General features: G+C 66.9%; 14 protein-coding genes. All 14 read right to left on the bottom strand.

Going from position 1 to position 15,685, the window contains the following annotated elements; translation table 11 throughout:
- Positions 1-501 precede the first annotated feature (501 nt).
- The 14 genes from tyrS to rpmI all read right to left on the bottom strand — a co-directional run bounded on the left by tyrS (position 502) and on the right by rpmI (position 15,676).
- A complete protein-coding gene (gene tyrS / locus ASF54_RS10350) occupies positions 502-1,815 on the bottom strand; it encodes a tyrosine--tRNA ligase (RefSeq protein WP_055962452.1) in 1,314 nt (437 codons plus the stop codon).
- Between the two features lie 9 nt (positions 1,816-1,824).
- Entirely contained in the window at positions 1,825-2,427 is a 603-nt protein-coding gene (locus ASF54_RS10355; protein ID WP_235481030.1) for a DNA-3-methyladenine glycosylase, read from the bottom strand.
- Positions 2,428-2,540: 113 nt separating this feature from the next.
- On the bottom strand, positions 2,541-3,980 hold the full coding sequence (gene argH / locus ASF54_RS10360) for an argininosuccinate lyase (RefSeq protein WP_200919611.1): 1,440 nt from the start codon (positions 3,978-3,980) through the stop codon (positions 2,541-2,543).
- A complete protein-coding gene (gene argF, locus ASF54_RS10365; RefSeq protein ID WP_055962459.1) occupies positions 3,977-4,900 on the bottom strand; it encodes an ornithine carbamoyltransferase in 924 nt (307 codons plus the stop codon). The genes argH and argF overlap by 4 nt, the downstream gene beginning before the upstream one ends.
- Positions 4,897-6,105: an acetylornithine transaminase gene (locus tag ASF54_RS10370; protein WP_055962461.1), complete on the bottom strand. Its 1,209-nt coding sequence runs from the start codon at positions 6,103-6,105 to the stop codon at positions 4,897-4,899. The genes argF and ASF54_RS10370 overlap by 4 nt, the downstream gene beginning before the upstream one ends.
- Positions 6,102-7,052: an acetylglutamate kinase gene (gene argB, locus ASF54_RS10375; protein ID WP_055962464.1), complete on the bottom strand. Its 951-nt coding sequence runs from the start codon at positions 7,050-7,052 to the stop codon at positions 6,102-6,104. The genes ASF54_RS10370 and argB overlap by 4 nt, the downstream gene beginning before the upstream one ends.
- A 10-nt stretch (positions 7,053-7,062) precedes the next feature.
- Positions 7,063-8,220, bottom strand: coding sequence for a bifunctional glutamate N-acetyltransferase/amino-acid acetyltransferase ArgJ (gene argJ, locus ASF54_RS10380; RefSeq protein WP_055962468.1), 1,158 nt, complete (start codon positions 8,218-8,220; stop codon positions 7,063-7,065).
- On the bottom strand, positions 8,217-9,263 hold the full coding sequence (argC, locus tag ASF54_RS10385; RefSeq protein ID WP_055962471.1) for an N-acetyl-gamma-glutamyl-phosphate reductase: 1,047 nt from the start codon (positions 9,261-9,263) through the stop codon (positions 8,217-8,219). The genes argJ and argC overlap by 4 nt, the downstream gene beginning before the upstream one ends.
- A gap of 55 nt (positions 9,264-9,318) precedes the next feature.
- Positions 9,319-11,877, bottom strand: coding sequence for a phenylalanine--tRNA ligase subunit beta (gene pheT / locus ASF54_RS10390; RefSeq protein ID WP_055962475.1), 2,559 nt, complete (start codon positions 11,875-11,877; stop codon positions 9,319-9,321).
- Positions 11,877-12,917 (bottom strand): phenylalanine--tRNA ligase subunit alpha, encoded by a 1,041-nt coding sequence (pheS, locus tag ASF54_RS10395; RefSeq protein WP_055963854.1) that lies wholly within the window; start codon positions 12,915-12,917, stop codon positions 11,877-11,879. Before pheS ends, pheT begins: the two co-directional genes overlap by 1 nt.
- 128 nt (positions 12,918-13,045) lie before the next feature.
- Entirely contained in the window at positions 13,046-13,507 is a 462-nt protein-coding gene (locus ASF54_RS10400; protein WP_157510147.1) for a hypothetical protein, read from the bottom strand.
- A gap of 663 nt (positions 13,508-14,170) precedes the next feature.
- Entirely contained in the window at positions 14,171-14,974 is an 804-nt protein-coding gene (locus tag ASF54_RS10405; protein ID WP_055963856.1) for a TrmH family RNA methyltransferase, read from the bottom strand.
- 76 nt (positions 14,975-15,050) lie between these two features.
- The gene (rplT, locus tag ASF54_RS10410; protein ID WP_055962480.1) at positions 15,051-15,440 is read right to left on the bottom strand and encodes a 50S ribosomal protein L20; all 390 of its coding nucleotides are present in this window, start codon (positions 15,438-15,440) and stop codon (positions 15,051-15,053) included.
- Positions 15,441-15,481: 41 nt separating this feature from the next.
- Positions 15,482-15,676, bottom strand: a complete 195-nt coding sequence (gene rpmI, locus ASF54_RS10415; protein ID WP_055962484.1) for a 50S ribosomal protein L35 — start codon at positions 15,674-15,676, stop codon at positions 15,482-15,484.
- Positions 15,677-15,685: the final 9 nt, after the last annotated feature.

Raw genomic sequence — 15,685 nt, forward strand, 5'->3', positions numbered from 1 at the left:
CCGAGGTATAATTTGGCATTTGACAATGTGCACGCTGTTGAGTTCTCAAGGACCAAACGCACCTGAGACCCGATGATGTTTATCATCTTCGCTCAAGGCAACTTTGAAACCTTATCCACCCCGTCGGGCCCTGTCAAACCCGCTCTTTCGAGAAGATCTAACGGACTTCAAGAGCCTCAGAGGCCCTTGCGCCCAGCCTTGGCCGGGAGGTGGAGGACTTGCAACCTTACTCACAACCGGTTCGAAGTTCAAGACCGAAGTCGAAGAAGAACCGGGGAGAAAGGGCCCCCGCTTGAGGCCGGTAAGAGGAGCCGCTAGGCCCTTCCGTTTCCGTTCCTTTGGGGTGACAAGAAGAAACAATACGGGCGGATGAACACCTCGGCAAATCTCGGCTGCATCCCGGGCGTGTCGTCGATGAGAGGCCCGGAAATACGGGGGTTTACGCACGATGGCCCGGTTTTCTCCCTATGGGGAGCACACCGGGCCATCAACGTCACCGCCTCAACTCGAGACGGTCACACCGGCGAGGGTCTTCTTGCCGCGTCGAAGAACAGCTCGCTTCCCGTCGAACGCGAGTGACACCACGAGTGCCGAATCATCACTGATCCGCTCGTTGTTCACGTAGATGCCGCCCTCGGCGGCCGCCCGGCGAGCTGCCCCGAGCGACGCCACTAGTCCGGTGGCGACGAGAGCCTGCGACACGGTGGTCGAGGGATCGACGATCGCGTGCGGCAATTCGGCAATCGCCGCTTCGAGTACCTCGGAAGGGAGAACCGCCAAGTCGCCCTGACCGAAAAGCGCCGCCGAGGCGTCGATGGCGGCTTGCGCGGCCTCGGTGCCGTGAACCAATCCCGTCACCTCGAGAGCAAGACGCTTCTGAGCTTCGCGAGCGAACGGACGCTCGGCAACCTGCGTTTCGAGCCGCTCGATCTCAGCACGATCAAGGAACGTGAACACCTTGAGTCGAGCCACCACATCGGCGTCGTCCTGGTTCAGCCAGAACTGGTAAAAGGCGTACGGCGAGGTGAGCGACGAGTCGAGCCAGACAGCGTTTCCTTCGCTCTTGCCAAATTTGGTGCCGTCGGAGTTGGTGATCAGCGGGGTGCCGATCGCGTGAACCGCGACTCCCTCCGTGCGACGAATCAACTCAGTGCCGCTGGTGAGGTTGCCCCACTGGTCGCTCCCCCCGGTCTGTAGCAAGCAGTCGTACGTGCGGTAGAGCTCCCGGAAGTCGAGCCCTTGGAGGATCTGGTAGCTGAACTCCGTGTAGCTGATGCCCGCATCGGAGTTCAAGCGGGCCGATACCGCGTCCTTCTTCAACATCGTGTTGACTCGGAAATTCTTGCCGATGTCACGAAGGAACTCGATGGCGCTGAGGGGCTCGGTCCAGTCGAGGTTATTGACGACACGGAGAGCGTTGGATCCTTCGCTCGAGAGGAACTTCTCGACGTGCACCCGGATGCTCTGCACCCACTCGGCCGTCTGCTCGCGCGTCTTGAGTACGCGCTCCGCCGTCGGGCGAGGATCGCCGATGAGTCCCGTCGATCCGCCGACCAACCCGAGCGGCTTGTGCCCGGCGAGTTGGAGACGCCGCATGAGGAGCAGCTGCACCAGGTTTCCGAGGTGCAGGCTCGGTGCGGTCGGGTCGAATCCGCAGTAGAACGTGATCGGGTCGCCGCCGAGGAGGTCACGCAGAGCACCCTCGTCGGTGGAGACGTGCACGAGTCCGCGATAGACGATTTCGTCCCACACGGTGTCGAAGGTGGGATCGTTCGCCTGGGTGGCCAAGAGGTCGGCCGTCGTCTGACTCGTCACCCGTCAACTTTAGCCGCGGCGGCGCGAGACGGCGGGACGATACGCCGACACCGTCGGGTCGTTGGCGATCCAGAACCGCCAGGGGTAGGCGTTTGTGCCGGCGTACCCTGCGACGCCGACGCGGGGGCCGGTTACGACGTCGAACGACTGCTCAGTCGGCAGCGTCAGTGTGAATGGCGGCGCGTCGATGGTCGCACCGTCATCGTTGAGCGAGATACCCAGCGCCGAGCCGAGCCGCCCGGGGCCTCGGGCGAGCTCGACGTCTCGGCGCGCAGCCGGTCGGCGTGACCTGGCCACCTCGAGACCGTCGACGATCTCACCGGCACGAAGCAACACTGCCGAAGCGGACCCTTCAGGCCCGCAGACGAGATTCAAGCACCGGTGGATTCCGTAGGAGAGATACACGTAGAGGGTGCCCGGGGCCAGCCACATGCTCGAGTTGCGGGCAGTCGGTCCGTTGTGGGCATGCGACCCCGGATCCTGACCCTGCCCCTGGTACGCCTCGACCTCGGTGATCCGAAGAGCCACGGGCCCCGACCGGAACACCGCGCCGAGCAACATCGGCGCCACCTCGAGCGCGGGCGCCGCGAGAGCGGCCGACACCGACGTCACGAATCAGAAGAAACGCTGGCCGGTGACGACCGTGTAGGTAACAGCCGCGACGACGACGAGCACGCACACCACGATGACCACCCGCAGCAGGATCGGCCGCCTCGGCTGATCGCTCATGACGTTGCCTGGAGTCCGAGATCGGCGACGAGGCCCCGCACCTGCGACGTCAACGAGACGAGCTGCTCGGCGACCCGGTTCGGCGCCGTGCCCCCGACCCCGTCGCGGCTGGCAATCGATCCCTCGACGGTCAGGACGGCGCGGATCTCGGGGGTGAGATGGTCGGAGACTTCGCGGTACTGCTCGTCGGTCGGCTCGTCGAGGTCGAGACCGTTCGTCTCGCAGAACTGCACGAGCGAACCGCTGATCTCGTGGGCGTCTCGGAACGGCACACCCTGCTTGACCAGCCACTCGGCGACGTCGGTCGCGAGCGAGAACCCCTGGGGAGCCAACTCGGCCAGCCGACCCTCATCGAACTCGAGCGTCGCGATCATCCCGGTGAACGCCGGCAGAAGCACTTCGAGCTGCGTCACCGTGTCGAAGACCGGCTCTTTGTCTTCTTGCAGATCGCGGTTGTACGCGAGAGGCAGACCCTTGAACGTCGCGAGGAGCCCCGTGAGGTTGCCGATGAGACGGCCCGACTTTCCGCGAGCGAGCTCGGCGATATCGGGGTTCTTCTTCTGCGGCATGATCGACGACCCGGTCGAGAAGCCGTCGTGCAGCTTGACGAAGCCGAACTCGCGGGTGTTCCAGAGGATCACCTCTTCGGCGAGCCGCGACAGGTCGATGCCGATGGAGGCCGTCACAAAGGCGAACTCCGAGACGACATCACGGCTGGCGGTCGCGTCGATCGAGTTCTCGGTGGTTCGGTCGAAGCCGAGCTCCCGGGCGACGAGCGCAGGATCCAGGCCCAGCGACGATCCGGCCAGCGCCCCTGATCCGTACGGCGACGCACTCGCCCGTCGTGACCAGTCGCGGATCCTCTCGAGATCGCGCACCAGAGGCCACGCGTGAGCGAGGAGGTGGTGGGCGAGGAGCACCGGCTGGGCGTGCTGGAGGTGGGTACGACCCGGCATGACGGCGGTATCGTGCGCGGTCGCCTGCGCGACGATCGCGTCGATGAGGTCGGTGACGAGTCTCGCGATTACGAGGCCGTGGTCGCGGAGATACATCCGCACGAGAGTCGCGATCTGATCGTTGCGGCTGCGACCGGCACGGAGCTTGCCACCGAGCTCCGGCCCGGTGATCGACATCAGGTGCCGTTCGAGGGCCGAGTGCACGTCTTCATCGCTCTCGGCCGCCGTGTAGGTACCGTCAGCCACGCCGCGCTCGAGCGTGTCGAGAGCCGTGAGCATGCCGTGGAGCTCATCGGCGGTCAGGTAGCCGGCGGCATTCAAAGCGGTGGCGTGCGCGCGGGATCCTGCGATGTCGTAGGGGTAGAGCTGCCAGTCGAACTGCGTCGACTTACTCAGCGCCGTGAGCTCGGGGCTGGGACCGGATGCGAAGCGGCCGCCCCAGAGCGCGCCGGCCTCCGCGGCCCGGTTGCCGCCCGTCACTTCTGCTCCAGGAGCCAGGTGAGAAGCGCCTTCTGCGCGTGAAGACGGTTCTCCGCCTCATCCCAGATGACGCTGCGGGGGCCGTCGATAACGTCGGCCGCTACCTCGTAGCCACGATCGGCGGGAAGGCAGTGCAAGAAGATGGCGTCGTCATCGGCCTCGGCAAGGAGCGCCTGGTCGACCTTGTACGAGCCGAAGGTCGCGACCCGGTGAGCCTTCTCGTCTTCTTTGCCCATCGACACCCAGGTGTCGGTGACGACAATATCGGCGCCGCGAACGGCGTCGACGGCGTTGGTGATCACCTGAGCGGAGCCGCCCGTGGTGGCGGCGATCCGCTGAGCATCGGCGACGACAGCGGCCTCGGGAGCGAACTCCTCGGGGGCTCCGATGCGAACGTGCATGCCCGCAGTCGTGCCCGCGAGGAGGTACGACTGGGCCATGTTGCACCGGCCGTCGCCCACGAACGCGACGGTGAGGCCCTCGAGAGCACCCTTCTGCTCGCGGATCGTCAGCAGATCGGCGAGCAGCTGGCACGGGTGGAAGTCGTCGGAGAGGGCGTTGACGACCGGCACCGTGGTGCCCTCGGCCATCTCTTCCAATCCGGCCTGGCCGTAGGTGCGCCAGACGATGGCGGCGACCTGGCGCTCGAGCACGCGAGCGGTGTCGCTGGGCGTCTCCTTGCCCCCGAGCTGGCTCGAGGCGGTGGCGATGATGAGCGGGACTCCCCCGAGGTCGGCGATGCCGACGGCGAACGAGACACGGGTGCGCGTCGACGACTTGTCGAAGATCACGGCGACCGTCTGCGGGCCCTCGAGCGGACGAGCCTTGTAGCGATCCGCCTTGAGAGTTTCGGCGAGATCGAGGACGGCAGACTGCTCGGCGGGACTCAGATCGTCGTCGCGGAGGAAGTGGCGGGTCATGCGAGACCTTTCAGAACGGAGGTGAAGATCTCGGTGAACTCGGCGATCTCGGAATCGCCGACGATGAGCGGCGGAGCGATGCGGATGCTGGAGTCGTTGGCGGCATTGACGATAAGCCCCGCCTCGAGGCAGCGGGCCGAGATCTCGTTGGCGATCGGCTCGTGCAGGCCCACTCCGATGAGGAGCCCGCGCCCGCGGACCTCCTTCACGTGCGGCGACGCGATCGCCGTGATGGCGGCCCGGATCTGCTCGCCCCGAACGCGGGCATTCTCGACCAGGCCCGCGGACTCGATCTCACCGAGGACCGCGTTCGCCGCCGACGTGGCGAAGGGGTTCCCGCCGAAAGTCGAGCCGTGCTGACCGGCCTCGAACAGGTCGCTGGTGTCGCCGAACGTCACGAGCGCACCGATCGGGATTCCCCCGGCGATACCCTTCGCGACGGTGATCGCGTCTGGCACGATGCCGAACTGCTGGAAGCTGAACCAGGTGCCCGTGCGGCCGATACCCGTCTGGATCTCGTCGAGAATCAGAAGCGCACCGTGCTTGGCCGTCAGCTCGCGCGCGGCCTGGAGGAACCCCTCGGGAAGGTCGACGACGCCGGCCTCGCCCTTGATCGGCTCGATGATGATGCCCGCGACACGGTCGTCGATCGAGTGCTCGAGCGCCTCGATCGTCGTGTCGATGTGCTCCACGCCGGGAAGCATAGGTTCGAAGGGCTCGCGGAGCGCCGGTTTGCCGGTAAGGGCCAGGGCGCCCATGGTGCGGCCGTGGAACGAGGACTGGAGGGCGAGGATCCTGGTCTTCGTGCCGTCGGGGCCCTTGTTGAGGCGCAGCAGCTTGAAGGCGGCCTCGTTGGCCTCGGCTCCCGAGTTGCCGTAGTAGACCCGACCCTGCTCGCCGGCTCCCGAGATGGCCTTGAGGCGCTCGGCTAGTTCGACCTGCGACGGAGTCGCGAAGTAGTTCGACACATGGATCAGCGTCGCGGCCTGCTTGGAGACCGCCTCGACGAGAACCGGGTGGGCGTGGCCCAGGGCGTTGACGGCAATACCGGCGAGGAAGTCGAGGTAGCGCTTACCCTCGACGTCCCAGACCTGGCAGCCTTCGCCGCGCTCGAGCATGACCTTGGGAGTCGAAAGGCTCTTCATGATGGAGTCACCGAATCGGCGCTGCCACGTGCCTTCGGTGGTCGGGGTGGTCGTGGTCATGACTGTCCTCTCTTCTGCTCGTGCGTTCGTCTGCTGTTGGGGATGACCTCGGTGCCCGCACCGCGCTGGGTGAAGATCTCAAGGAGGATGGAATGCGGAATGCGACCGTCGATGATGGTCGCCCCGCCGACGCCCGCGACGACGGCGTCGAGGCAGGCGGTCATCTTGGGGATCATGCCGCTCTCGAGGCTCGGCAGGAGGCCGGTGAGTTCGTCGACGGTGATCAGCGCCACGAGCGAGTCGCGGTTCGGCCAGTCGGAGTACAGACCGGGCACGTCGGTCAGCATGATCAACTTGGACGCCTGCAGGGCGATCGCCAGGGCGGCCGCCGCGGCATCGGCGTTCACGTTGAGCGCCGAATCGGGATCCATGTCGTTCACGGCGATGGAAGAGACGACCGGGATCCGGCCGGCCGCGATCTCGGCGAGGACGCGCGACGGATCGACGTCGGTGATGTCGCCGACGTGCCCCAGATCGAAGGTCTCGCCGTCGACCTCCACGCCGCGGACATGCCCTTCGAAGAGCTTGGCCTCGTCGGTGCCGTCGCTGAAGACACCGCGCGCGAGATCGCCGTGCTCGTTCATCATGTCGACGATCTCGCGGTTGACCTCGCCTGCCAGCACGTCGCGCACGACCGAGATCGCCTCGGTCGTCGTGACCCGATATCCGCCACGAAACTCCGACTCGATGCCGGCCGCCTTGAGCGCGGCCGAGATCTGCGGCCCTCCCCCGTGCACGACGACCGGGTGCAGCCCCACCGTGCGGAGGTACACCATGTCTTCGGCGAAGGCGCGCTTGAGATCGTCGTTGATCATGGCGTTGCCACCGAACTTCACGACGACCACCCGGTCGCGGTAGTTCAGCAGCCACGGCAGCGACTCGATGAGCGTTGCGGCCTTGACCGCGGCCAGGGCCTGCTCGGACTGTGTGGCGTGCTCGGTATCCATGCTCACGCCCTCAGCTCGAGTACGCGCTGTTCTCATGCACGTAGTCGTGCGTGAGATCGTTCGTCAGGATGGTCGCCGTCGCGGGGCCGGCATGCAGATCGAGAAGGATCCGCAGTGCTCGCGGACTCATATCGCAGTCGGTCACGGGGCGGTCGGGTGTGCCCTTGGCACAGAGTCGCACCCCGTTGAACGAGACGTCGACGTCGTACGGGTCGAACTGCGCGCTGGTCGTACCGATGGCGGCGAGAACGCGGCCCCAGTTGGGGTCGTTGCCGAACACCGCGGCCATGAGGAGGTTGCTGCGGGCGAGCGACCGGCCCACCTCGACGGCCTCGTCTTCGCTGACCGCACCCACGACCTCGATCGTGATGTCGTGCGACGCGCCCTCGGCGTCACCCTGGAGCTGCTCGGCGAGGTCGGCGCAGAGGGCGGTCACGGCCCGGGTGAATGCGTCGTCGTCGGGAGTGATGCCCGACTCGCCGCTGGCGAGCAGGACGACCGTGTCGTTCGTCGACATGCAGCCGTCGGAATCGAGGCGGTCGAAGGTGACGTGCGTGGCGCTCCGAAGGGCAGAATCCAACTTCGCTGCCGGCACGTCGGCGTCCGTCGTCAGTACCACCAGCATGGTGGCGAGACCGGGTGCGAGCATGCCGGCACCCTTCGCCATACCGCCGACGACCCAGCCGTCGCCCTGGACGACCGCCTCTTTGGCGTGCGTGTCGGTCGTCATGATGGCAGTCGCCGCAGCTGTGCCGCCCGTCGGGCTCAGTTCGACGACCGCGGACTGGGATCCTGCGATCACCTTGTCGCGGAAGGTCTGGTCGCCCACGCCGATAAGACCGGTCGAGCAGACGACCACGTCGCCCGCGCCGATATCGAGCGCCTCGGCGACTGTCTCAGCCGTGAGGTGCGTGGTCTGGAAGCCGAACGGCCCGGTGAAGCAGTTGGCCCCGCCCGAGTTGAGCACGACCGCCCGGGCCTCGCCGTCGGCCACCACCTGCTGCGACCAGATGACGGGGTGCGCCTTGGCACGGTTGCTCGTGAAGACACCGGCGACCGCGGCCCTGCGACCGCGGTTGACCACCAGCGCAACGTCGGGTTTACCGGTCGACTTGAGGCCGGCGACGACGCCGGAGGCCTCGAAGCCCTGTGCTGCTGTGACGCTCACGGGGCGACTCCGTTCGTGGTGAGACCAAGGGTCTCGGGGAATCCGAGGGCGATGTTCGTCGACTGGACGGCAGCACCGGCCGTGCCCTTTGCGAGGTTGTCGAGGGCGCTGACGACGATGACGCGGCCGGCTGCCTCGTCGACCGAGAGCCCGATGAGGCAGACATTCGCGCCGAGAGTGTCGGCGACTCGCGGGTACTCCCCCGCGGGCAGCACATGCACGAACCGCTCGTCGGCGTACGCGGCCTCCCACGCGCGGCGGATGTCGGCCTCGGTCACGCCGGGAGCGAGCTTCGCGGTGGTCGTCGCGAGAATGCCCCGCGCCATCGGCACGAGCATCGGGGTGAAGGAGAGCGTCACGTCGGTGGCGCCGGCGACCCGGAGATTTTGCTGGGTCTCGGGGATGTGCCGGTGGGTTCCGCCCACACCGTACGCGGAGGCCGAACCGAGCATCTCGCTGGCGAGGAGGTGCGGCTTGAGCGCTTTGCCGGCGCCCGACGGGCCCACGGCGAGAACCGCGACGATGTCGTTAGCCGACACCAACCCGGCCTCGACGCCCGGAGCGAGCCCGAGGGTCATGGCGGTCACGTTGCAGCCCGGCACCGCGATGCGGGTCGCCCCGACGATCTCGTCGCGCTGCTTGCTGCCGCCGGCGTGGAGCAACTCGGGCATGCCGTACGTCCACGCACCGTAGAACTCGCCGCCGTAGAAAGCAGCCCAGTCGTCTTCGCTGGTGAGCCGGTGGTCAGCGCCGCAATCGACGACGAGGGTCTCGCTCGGCAGCTGGGCGGTGATCTCACCGGACTTGCCATGTGGCAGAGCGAGGAACACCACGTCGTGGCCGACGAGGTTCTCGGGAGTCGTCTCGACGAGTGTCAGGTGCGCAAGAGAACGGAGGTGCGGCTGGGCCGCGATGAGCGGCTGGCCGGCATTCTTGAACGCCGTGACGGTGGTCACTTCGAATTCTGGATGCTGAGCGAGGAGCCGGAGGAGCTCCCCGCCTGCGTAACCGCTTGCGCCTGCAACGGCGACGGATAAAGGCATGCTTCTACCCTAATGTTCGACTGGACGGGATCGGGGCGGCGACGCCTCGCGACGGTCAGTCGCGGAGAGTCGCCCCGAATCGCTCGCCAGCCAGACGGACGGCGCCGGCCTTGGCCTCGGAGGCCTCGGCGGCGGTCAGGGTGCGATCGGTCGCGCGGAACCGCAGCGCGAACGTGAGGGACTTCGAGCCCTCATCGATGCCTTCGCCACGGTAGTCGTCCACGAGGCGAGCATACTCGAGAAGCTCACCCGCGCCGAGCACGACCGATTCGAGCACCTCGCCGGCGGGCGCATCGGCGCCGACTACCAGAGACAGATCTTGAGTCGCGATCGGGAACGCCGAGATCGGCTCGGGCTGCAATTCGACCCGGGCGAGCTCCATGGCACGATCCAGATCGAACTCGGCGACGACGAGCCCACGGGGCAGATCGAGCTCGGCAGCCAGAGCGGGAAGCAGCTCGCCGGCGGCACCGAGGAGTTCGCCCGCGACCACCAGCTCGGCCGCGCGGCCGGGGTGCAGAGACGGGTGACGACCCTGACGAACCGTCAACTCGGCACCGATCGCCCGAAGAGCCACCCGCACGTCGTCGAGCACGTCGGCGAGATCGGCCTGCACGGCGGGCTGCCCCGGCTGACGCTCGATCGTCGAACCCGCGCGCAGCAGTGCGAGGTGGCGCGGCTGCTCGGGAAGGCTGGCGTTGAGCTCGGCGAGGACTTCGTCGGAGGGCCTGGCGGCACCGACCGGGATGAAGTCCGTTCCCGGTGCAGCGGCTTCGGTGGAGGCATCCGTCGGGGCTGTCGTTGAAGGATCCGTCGAGGCGACGAAGAACACCGAACCCGACTCGAACAGCGCAAGGTCGAGCAGACCACGCGAAATGTTGCGGCGGGCCGTCTCGAGAAGCCCCGGAATCAGCGACATCCGCATCTCGCCAGCGGCGGTGTCGAGCGGATTTGCCAGCGTCACCGGCGTGACACCAGCGGCGTGATCACGGACCGGCGCGAACGCCCCGTTCTTCTCCGGCGACAGGAACGGATACGCGAACACCTCGGTCAAGCCGGCCGCAGCGAGCCCGGTCGACACAGCGCGGCGCAGCACCTGCTCGCGAGTGAGACCTCGACCGGGAGGCGCGACGGGCAAGACCGACGGAATGCGGTCGTAGCCCGTGATTCGAGCCACCTCTTCGACGAGGTCGGCATCGGTGGTCAGGTCGGGACGCCACGTCGGCGGCGTGACGGCGAAGCCACCGTCGACGACAGCGACGTCGGCACCGATCGCCAGCAGGGATTCTTCGACCTCGGCCGCGGTGTAGTCGACGCCGATGAGGCGCGAGGCGCGGTCTTCGGCGAGGAAGACGGAGGCGGGGGTGACGGATTCGTCGAACGAGGATCCGAGGACGTCGCTCGTTCCGCCTGCCAACTCCACCAGCAGTTCGACTGCGCGCTCTGCAGCTGGCGCCGCCACGGCCGGGTCGACCCCGCGCTCGAAGCGTCGCGACGCCTCGCTCGGCAGCTTGTGGCGGCGCGCAGTGCGCGCGATGCTGATCGGCTCGAAGGTCGCGGCCTCGATGACCACGTCTGTCGTCGTCGCCGAGACCTCGGTGCGCTCTCCGCCCATGACGCCGGCGAGGCCGACGGGGCCCTCGTCGTCGGTGATAAGGAGGTCTTCGACGTCGAGGGCGCGGTCGCGTCCGTCGAGAGTGGTGAGGTGCTCCCCCGGAGCCGCGCGACGAACGGTGAGACCGCCGACGAGCTTGTCGAGGTCGTAGGCGTGCAACGGCTGACCCGTCTCGAGCATCACGTAGTTCGTGATGTCGACGGGCAGCGAGATCGAGCGGACGCCGACGAGCCGGAGGCGGGAGCGCATCCACGGCGGAGTCGGACGCGTGGCGTCGATGCCTCGGACGACGGCGGTCGTGAAGGTGCTGACCCCGCCTCGACCGCGGACCGGAGCGGCGTCGGCCACGGTGACGGAGAAGTCGCTGCGAGTCGTCGGCGTGAGTGCGGCTGCGGGATCCTTGAAGGCGGCCCCTGTGGCGTGCGAATACTCGCGGGCGACACCGCGGATGCTGAAGGCGTAGCCACGATCCGGTGTCACGTTGATCTCGACTGCTGCGTCGTCGAGCCCGAGCAGCGAGATCGCATCGGCGCCGACTTCGGGATCGAGGCCGAGGTCTTTGAGCAGCAGGATGCCGTCGTGCTCATCGCCGAGACCGAGCTCGCGCGTCGAAGCCATCATGCCGTCGGACACGTGCCCGTAGGTCTTGCGCGCCGCGATCGGGAACGGCCCGGGAAGCACCGCACCCGGCAGGCTCACCACGACCTTGTCGCCCACGGCGAAGTTGTGCGCGCCGCAGACGATGCCGCGCACGTCGGCTTCGTCGGTCTCGGGGTTCGGGCCGACCGCGATGCGGCACCAGTTGATGGTCTTGCCGTTCTTTTGGGGCTCGGGCGTGAACTCGAGTACCTGCCCCACGACGAGCGGGCCCGTCACGTCAGAGAGATGAACGTCTTCTTCTTCGAAGCCGACGCTCACCAGCGCCGCATGGACGTGCTCGAGCGTGACGTCTTCGGGAAGATCGACGTATTCGCCGAGCCACGAGAGAGGGACGCGCATCAGACCACCATTCCGAACTGCTCACTGAAACGAACATCGCCCTCGACCATGTCGCGCATGTCGTTGAGGTCGTTGCGGAACTGCAGGGTTCGCTCGATTCCCATTCCAAAGGCGAAGCCTTGGTATTCGTCGGGGTCGATACCCGCCGCACGAAGGACGTTCGGGTTGACCATGCCGCAACCACCCCACTCGACCCACCGCGCGCCACCCTTGGCGTTCGGCTGCCAGACGTCCATCTCGGCGCTGGGCTCGGTGAACGGGAAGTAGTTGGGGCGAAGGCGGATCTGCGCCTCGTCGCCGAACATCTGGCGGGCCAGGTGCTCGAGCGTGCCACGCAGGTGAGCCATCGTGAGGCCCTTGTCGATGGCGATGCCCTCGATCTGCGTGAAGACGGGTGTGTGCGTGGCGTCGAGCTCGTCGGTGCGGAAGACCCGCCCCGTGGCGACGTTGTAGACGGGCAGCTCTTTCGACAGGAGCGTGCGGATCTGCACGGGCGAGGTGTGCGTGCGCAACAGCAGGTGACGGTCGACGGGCTCGACGAAGAAAGTGTCTTGCATCGCTCGGGCCGGGTGGTCGGCATCGAAGTTCAGTGCATCGAAGTTGAACCACTCATGCTCGAGCTCGGGCCCCTCGGAGAGCTCCCACCCCATGCTCACGAAGATGTCGGCCATCTTCTCTTGCAGGAGGCTCAGCGGGTGGCGGCTGCCCTGTCGGCGCCGGACCGGCAGCGCGGTCACGTCGATGCGCTCGGACTCGAGTCGTGCGGCCTCTTCGGCGACGGCCAGCTCGGCCTCTCGAGCCGCGACAGCCTGAGCGACACGGCCCCGGGCTGCCCCCATCAGTTTGCCAGCGGCGGCCTTCTGATCGTTCGGCAGCGAGCGGAGACCGGCGTTCATGCGCGCCAGCATCGACGCCTCGCCGACATGGTCGGACCGCACCGCCTTCAGCTCGGCGACGGTGGAGGCCGCCTGAACCGCTTCTAGGGCGGAATCGACGGCACTCGCGACGGAGTCTTCGGAGATTGCTGGCGTGTCTGACACGAGAAGCAAGCCTACCGAATGCTCGCCTTCGAGCCCGATCGTCTCTACCTCGTCGCCGAAAGTGCCCAGATGGGGCTGATTCGGCCGATAAGAGGCCCATTCGGGCACGTTCGACCTGGTGCCAGACATCATCGCGGCCGACGCTCGCACAGGAGCCGACCGATGCGCTCAATCGCTCGGACGAAACGCTGACGCGCGTCGCCGCCCGTGACCCTGAGGACTCGCCAACCCTCGTCCTCGAAACGCTCGCGCCGCTCGATGTCAGAACGGAAAGTCGCCACGTCGGTCCGGTGGTGATCGCCCTCGTATTCGATCACCAGCCGCGCGAGGCCATAGGTCAAATCGGGTTGACCGAGGAATCGTCCTCTGGCGGTGTGCACGTCGACATTCAAGAAGGGCATCGGAAGACCGCCCCGGGTGATGGCGAGACGCAGATCGGTCTCGGCCGGCGACCGCGATCCCTCTCGGACCTCAGCAAAGGCACGCCGGAGGTTCACGCACCCGCGGCGACCGACCGCTTGCCGACAGGCGAGAGCAAGATCGTCGCGGGTGAGGCCGGATCGATGGGGATCGACGAGGGCGTCGCCCATCCGGATGAGCTCGTCGACCGAGAGCAGGGGAGCTAGCTCAACCCAGGTTGCCACCGGATGCGAGAGGGGCAGCCCCGATCGCACGGCCAGGGCTCCCCGGCCCACCGACCGATGGCCGACCACACCCCTGCCGCGAATGCTCCGATCCGCACTGCGAGTCGTCACATGCACGGGCGCCTTGGGATGCAGAAATCGGAAAGGTAGCGGCAGACCCCAGAGCGCCGCCGCAGTGACGTGACTGAACCATGAGTCGGGCGGCAGCCGCGAGGCGTAGGAGCGAGCCGCCTCGAGAGCGTCTGCCGGCATGCTGGCCGCACGGACACCGTGGAAGGGCGCGACCAGATCGCTCGAGCGAAGGCGATCTCGAGTAACACCGAGGGTGAGTGCTTGAGACGTCGAGAACGGTCCGCCTCTAATGGAAGCTGGAAGGGATGCTGGTCGAGTCATGAGACCAGGATCCGACGGCCCGGCTCGCTAAGACGGTCCGGTTATCGAGATGGGGAGAACTGCCGGTGGGTGCGTGCCCGTGGAGACCACATCATCTCCCGGACGGCCGTTCCTGACGATCCTCGAGCGTGCTCCTATCGGGGCCTTAGAGCCGATCAGAGACCACTTCGAGCACTCTCGACGCATTCAGCCGCGCTGGGCAACCGCCGCCAGGCATCAGGAGCGCTGAGCGAACGCACTCTCGTAGAGGCAGACCGACGCAGCGGTGGCGAGGTTCATGCTCTCGGCGTGGCCGTAGATCGGCACGACGACGGCGCGATCGGCGCGGGCGAGGTCTTCGTCGGTGAGCCCACGAGCCTCGTTGCCGAAGAGCCACGCGGTGGGGTCGGCGAGAATGCCCTCCTTGCGCGCGGCGAGGAGATCGTCGCCTTTCACGTCGGCGGCAAGCACGCGGACCCCAGCCTCGGTGCACCGAGAGAGAACGGCGGAGAGTTCGAGGCCGACCGCGACCGGAACGTGGAACAGCGAACCTGTCGTCGCCCGCACGACCTTGGGGTTGTAGAGATCGACGCTGCGCCCCGTCATGATGACGGCATCGGCGCCCGCCGCATCGGCGGCGCGGATGATGGTGCCCGCGTTGCCGGGGTCGCGTACCTCTTCGAGGATCGCGATGAGTCGCGGGCCGTCGTCGGCGAAGATGTCTTTGATCGCGGTCGGGAACTGACGGCAGACCGCGACGAGACCTTGCGGCGTGACCGTGTCAGCCATAGCCGTGAGCACCTGCTCGGTGACGAACTCGATCTCGACGCCCGCATCGACGGCAGCCTGAGCCAGCTCGGTGTACCGCTCGAGGGCTGTCGGCGTCGCGAACAGCTCGACCACCAGCTCGGGGCGGAACGTCAGGGCCTCGGTGACCGCCTGCGGGCCTTCTAACAGAAAAAGCCCGGTCTCAGACCGGGCGTCTCTCTTGGCCAGTTTGGCCACCGCCCGCACTCGCGGCGAACGGGGGTTGTCGATCATCTGGTTGCTGGGCACGCCCCCACCCTACGGGGAGAGCGGCGTGCCCAGCCACGAGACACGACCAGGGGAACGAAACCTACGCGGCCTCGACCTTGGGGGCCGACGTGTCGGCGGGAAGCGCAGCCTTGGCGGTTGCGACGAGGCCAGCGAACGTGGCGGGCTCGTTGACAGCGAGGTCGGCGAGGATACGGCGGTCGACCTCGACGCCAGCCAGGGCGAGACCCTGGATGAGGCGGTTGTAGGTGAGGCCGTTCGCGCGCGACGCAGCGTTGATGCGCTGGATCCACAGGCGACGGAACTCGCCCTTCTTGGCACGGCGGTCGCGGTACGAGTAGACGAGGGAGTGAGTGACCTGCTCCTTGGCCTTGCGGTACAGGCGCGAACGCTGACCGCGGTAGCCCTCGGCGCGTTCGAGGACGACGCGACGCTTCTTGGCGGCGTTGACCGCTCTCTTGACTCTTGCCATTGTTCTTAGTTCCTAACGATTAGACGGATGCCGACCAGGGGTCAGCGGCCGAGAAGCTTCTTGATGACCTTGGCGTCGGCCGGGGCCAGCACCTGGTCTTGGTTCAGGCGGGCCTTGCGCTTCGCGCTCTTGACCTCGAGGTTGTGACGCATGCCGGCCTGCTGCTTCATCAGCTTGCCGGTGCCGGTGACCTTGAACCGCTTCTTCGAGCCGGAGTGGGTCTTCATCTTGGGCATAGTCGTTGC

Origin of the sequence: Frondihabitans sp. Leaf304 (assembly GCF_001423105.1) — a bacterium.
GTDB lineage: Bacteria > Actinomycetota > Actinomycetes > Actinomycetales > Microbacteriaceae > Frondihabitans.

What these genes read in the sequence shown, in the direction of transcription:
- pheT (WP_055962475.1), bottom strand. Translation starts at nt 11,877, where the DNA reads ATGCGCGTCCCTCTCTCGTGGCTCGGCGAATACGTCGATCTTCCCGAA.
- rpmI (WP_055962484.1), bottom strand. Translation starts at nt 15,676, where the DNA reads ATGCCCAAGATGAAGACCCACTCCGGCTCGAAGAAGCGGTTCAAGGTC.
- rplT (WP_055962480.1), bottom strand. Translation starts at nt 15,440, where the DNA reads ATGGCAAGAGTCAAGAGAGCGGTCAACGCCGCCAAGAAGCGTCGCGTC.
- argB (WP_055962464.1), bottom strand. Translation starts at nt 7,052, where the DNA reads ATGGATACCGAGCACGCCACACAGTCCGAGCAGGCCCTGGCCGCGGTC.
- argF (WP_055962459.1), bottom strand. Translation starts at nt 4,900, where the DNA reads ATGACCCGCCACTTCCTCCGCGACGACGATCTGAGTCCCGCCGAGCAG.
- argC (WP_055962471.1), bottom strand. Translation starts at nt 9,263, where the DNA reads ATGCCTTTATCCGTCGCCGTTGCAGGCGCAAGCGGTTACGCAGGCGGG.
- ASF54_RS10370 (WP_055962461.1), bottom strand. Translation starts at nt 6,105, where the DNA reads ATGACCACGACCACCCCGACCACCGAAGGCACGTGGCAGCGCCGATTC.
- ASF54_RS10405 (WP_055963856.1), bottom strand. Translation starts at nt 14,974, where the DNA reads ATGATCGACAACCCCCGTTCGCCGCGAGTGCGGGCGGTGGCCAAACTG.
- ASF54_RS10400 (WP_157510147.1), bottom strand. Translation starts at nt 13,507, where the DNA reads ATGGGCGACGCCCTCGTCGATCCCCATCGATCCGGCCTCACCCGCGAC.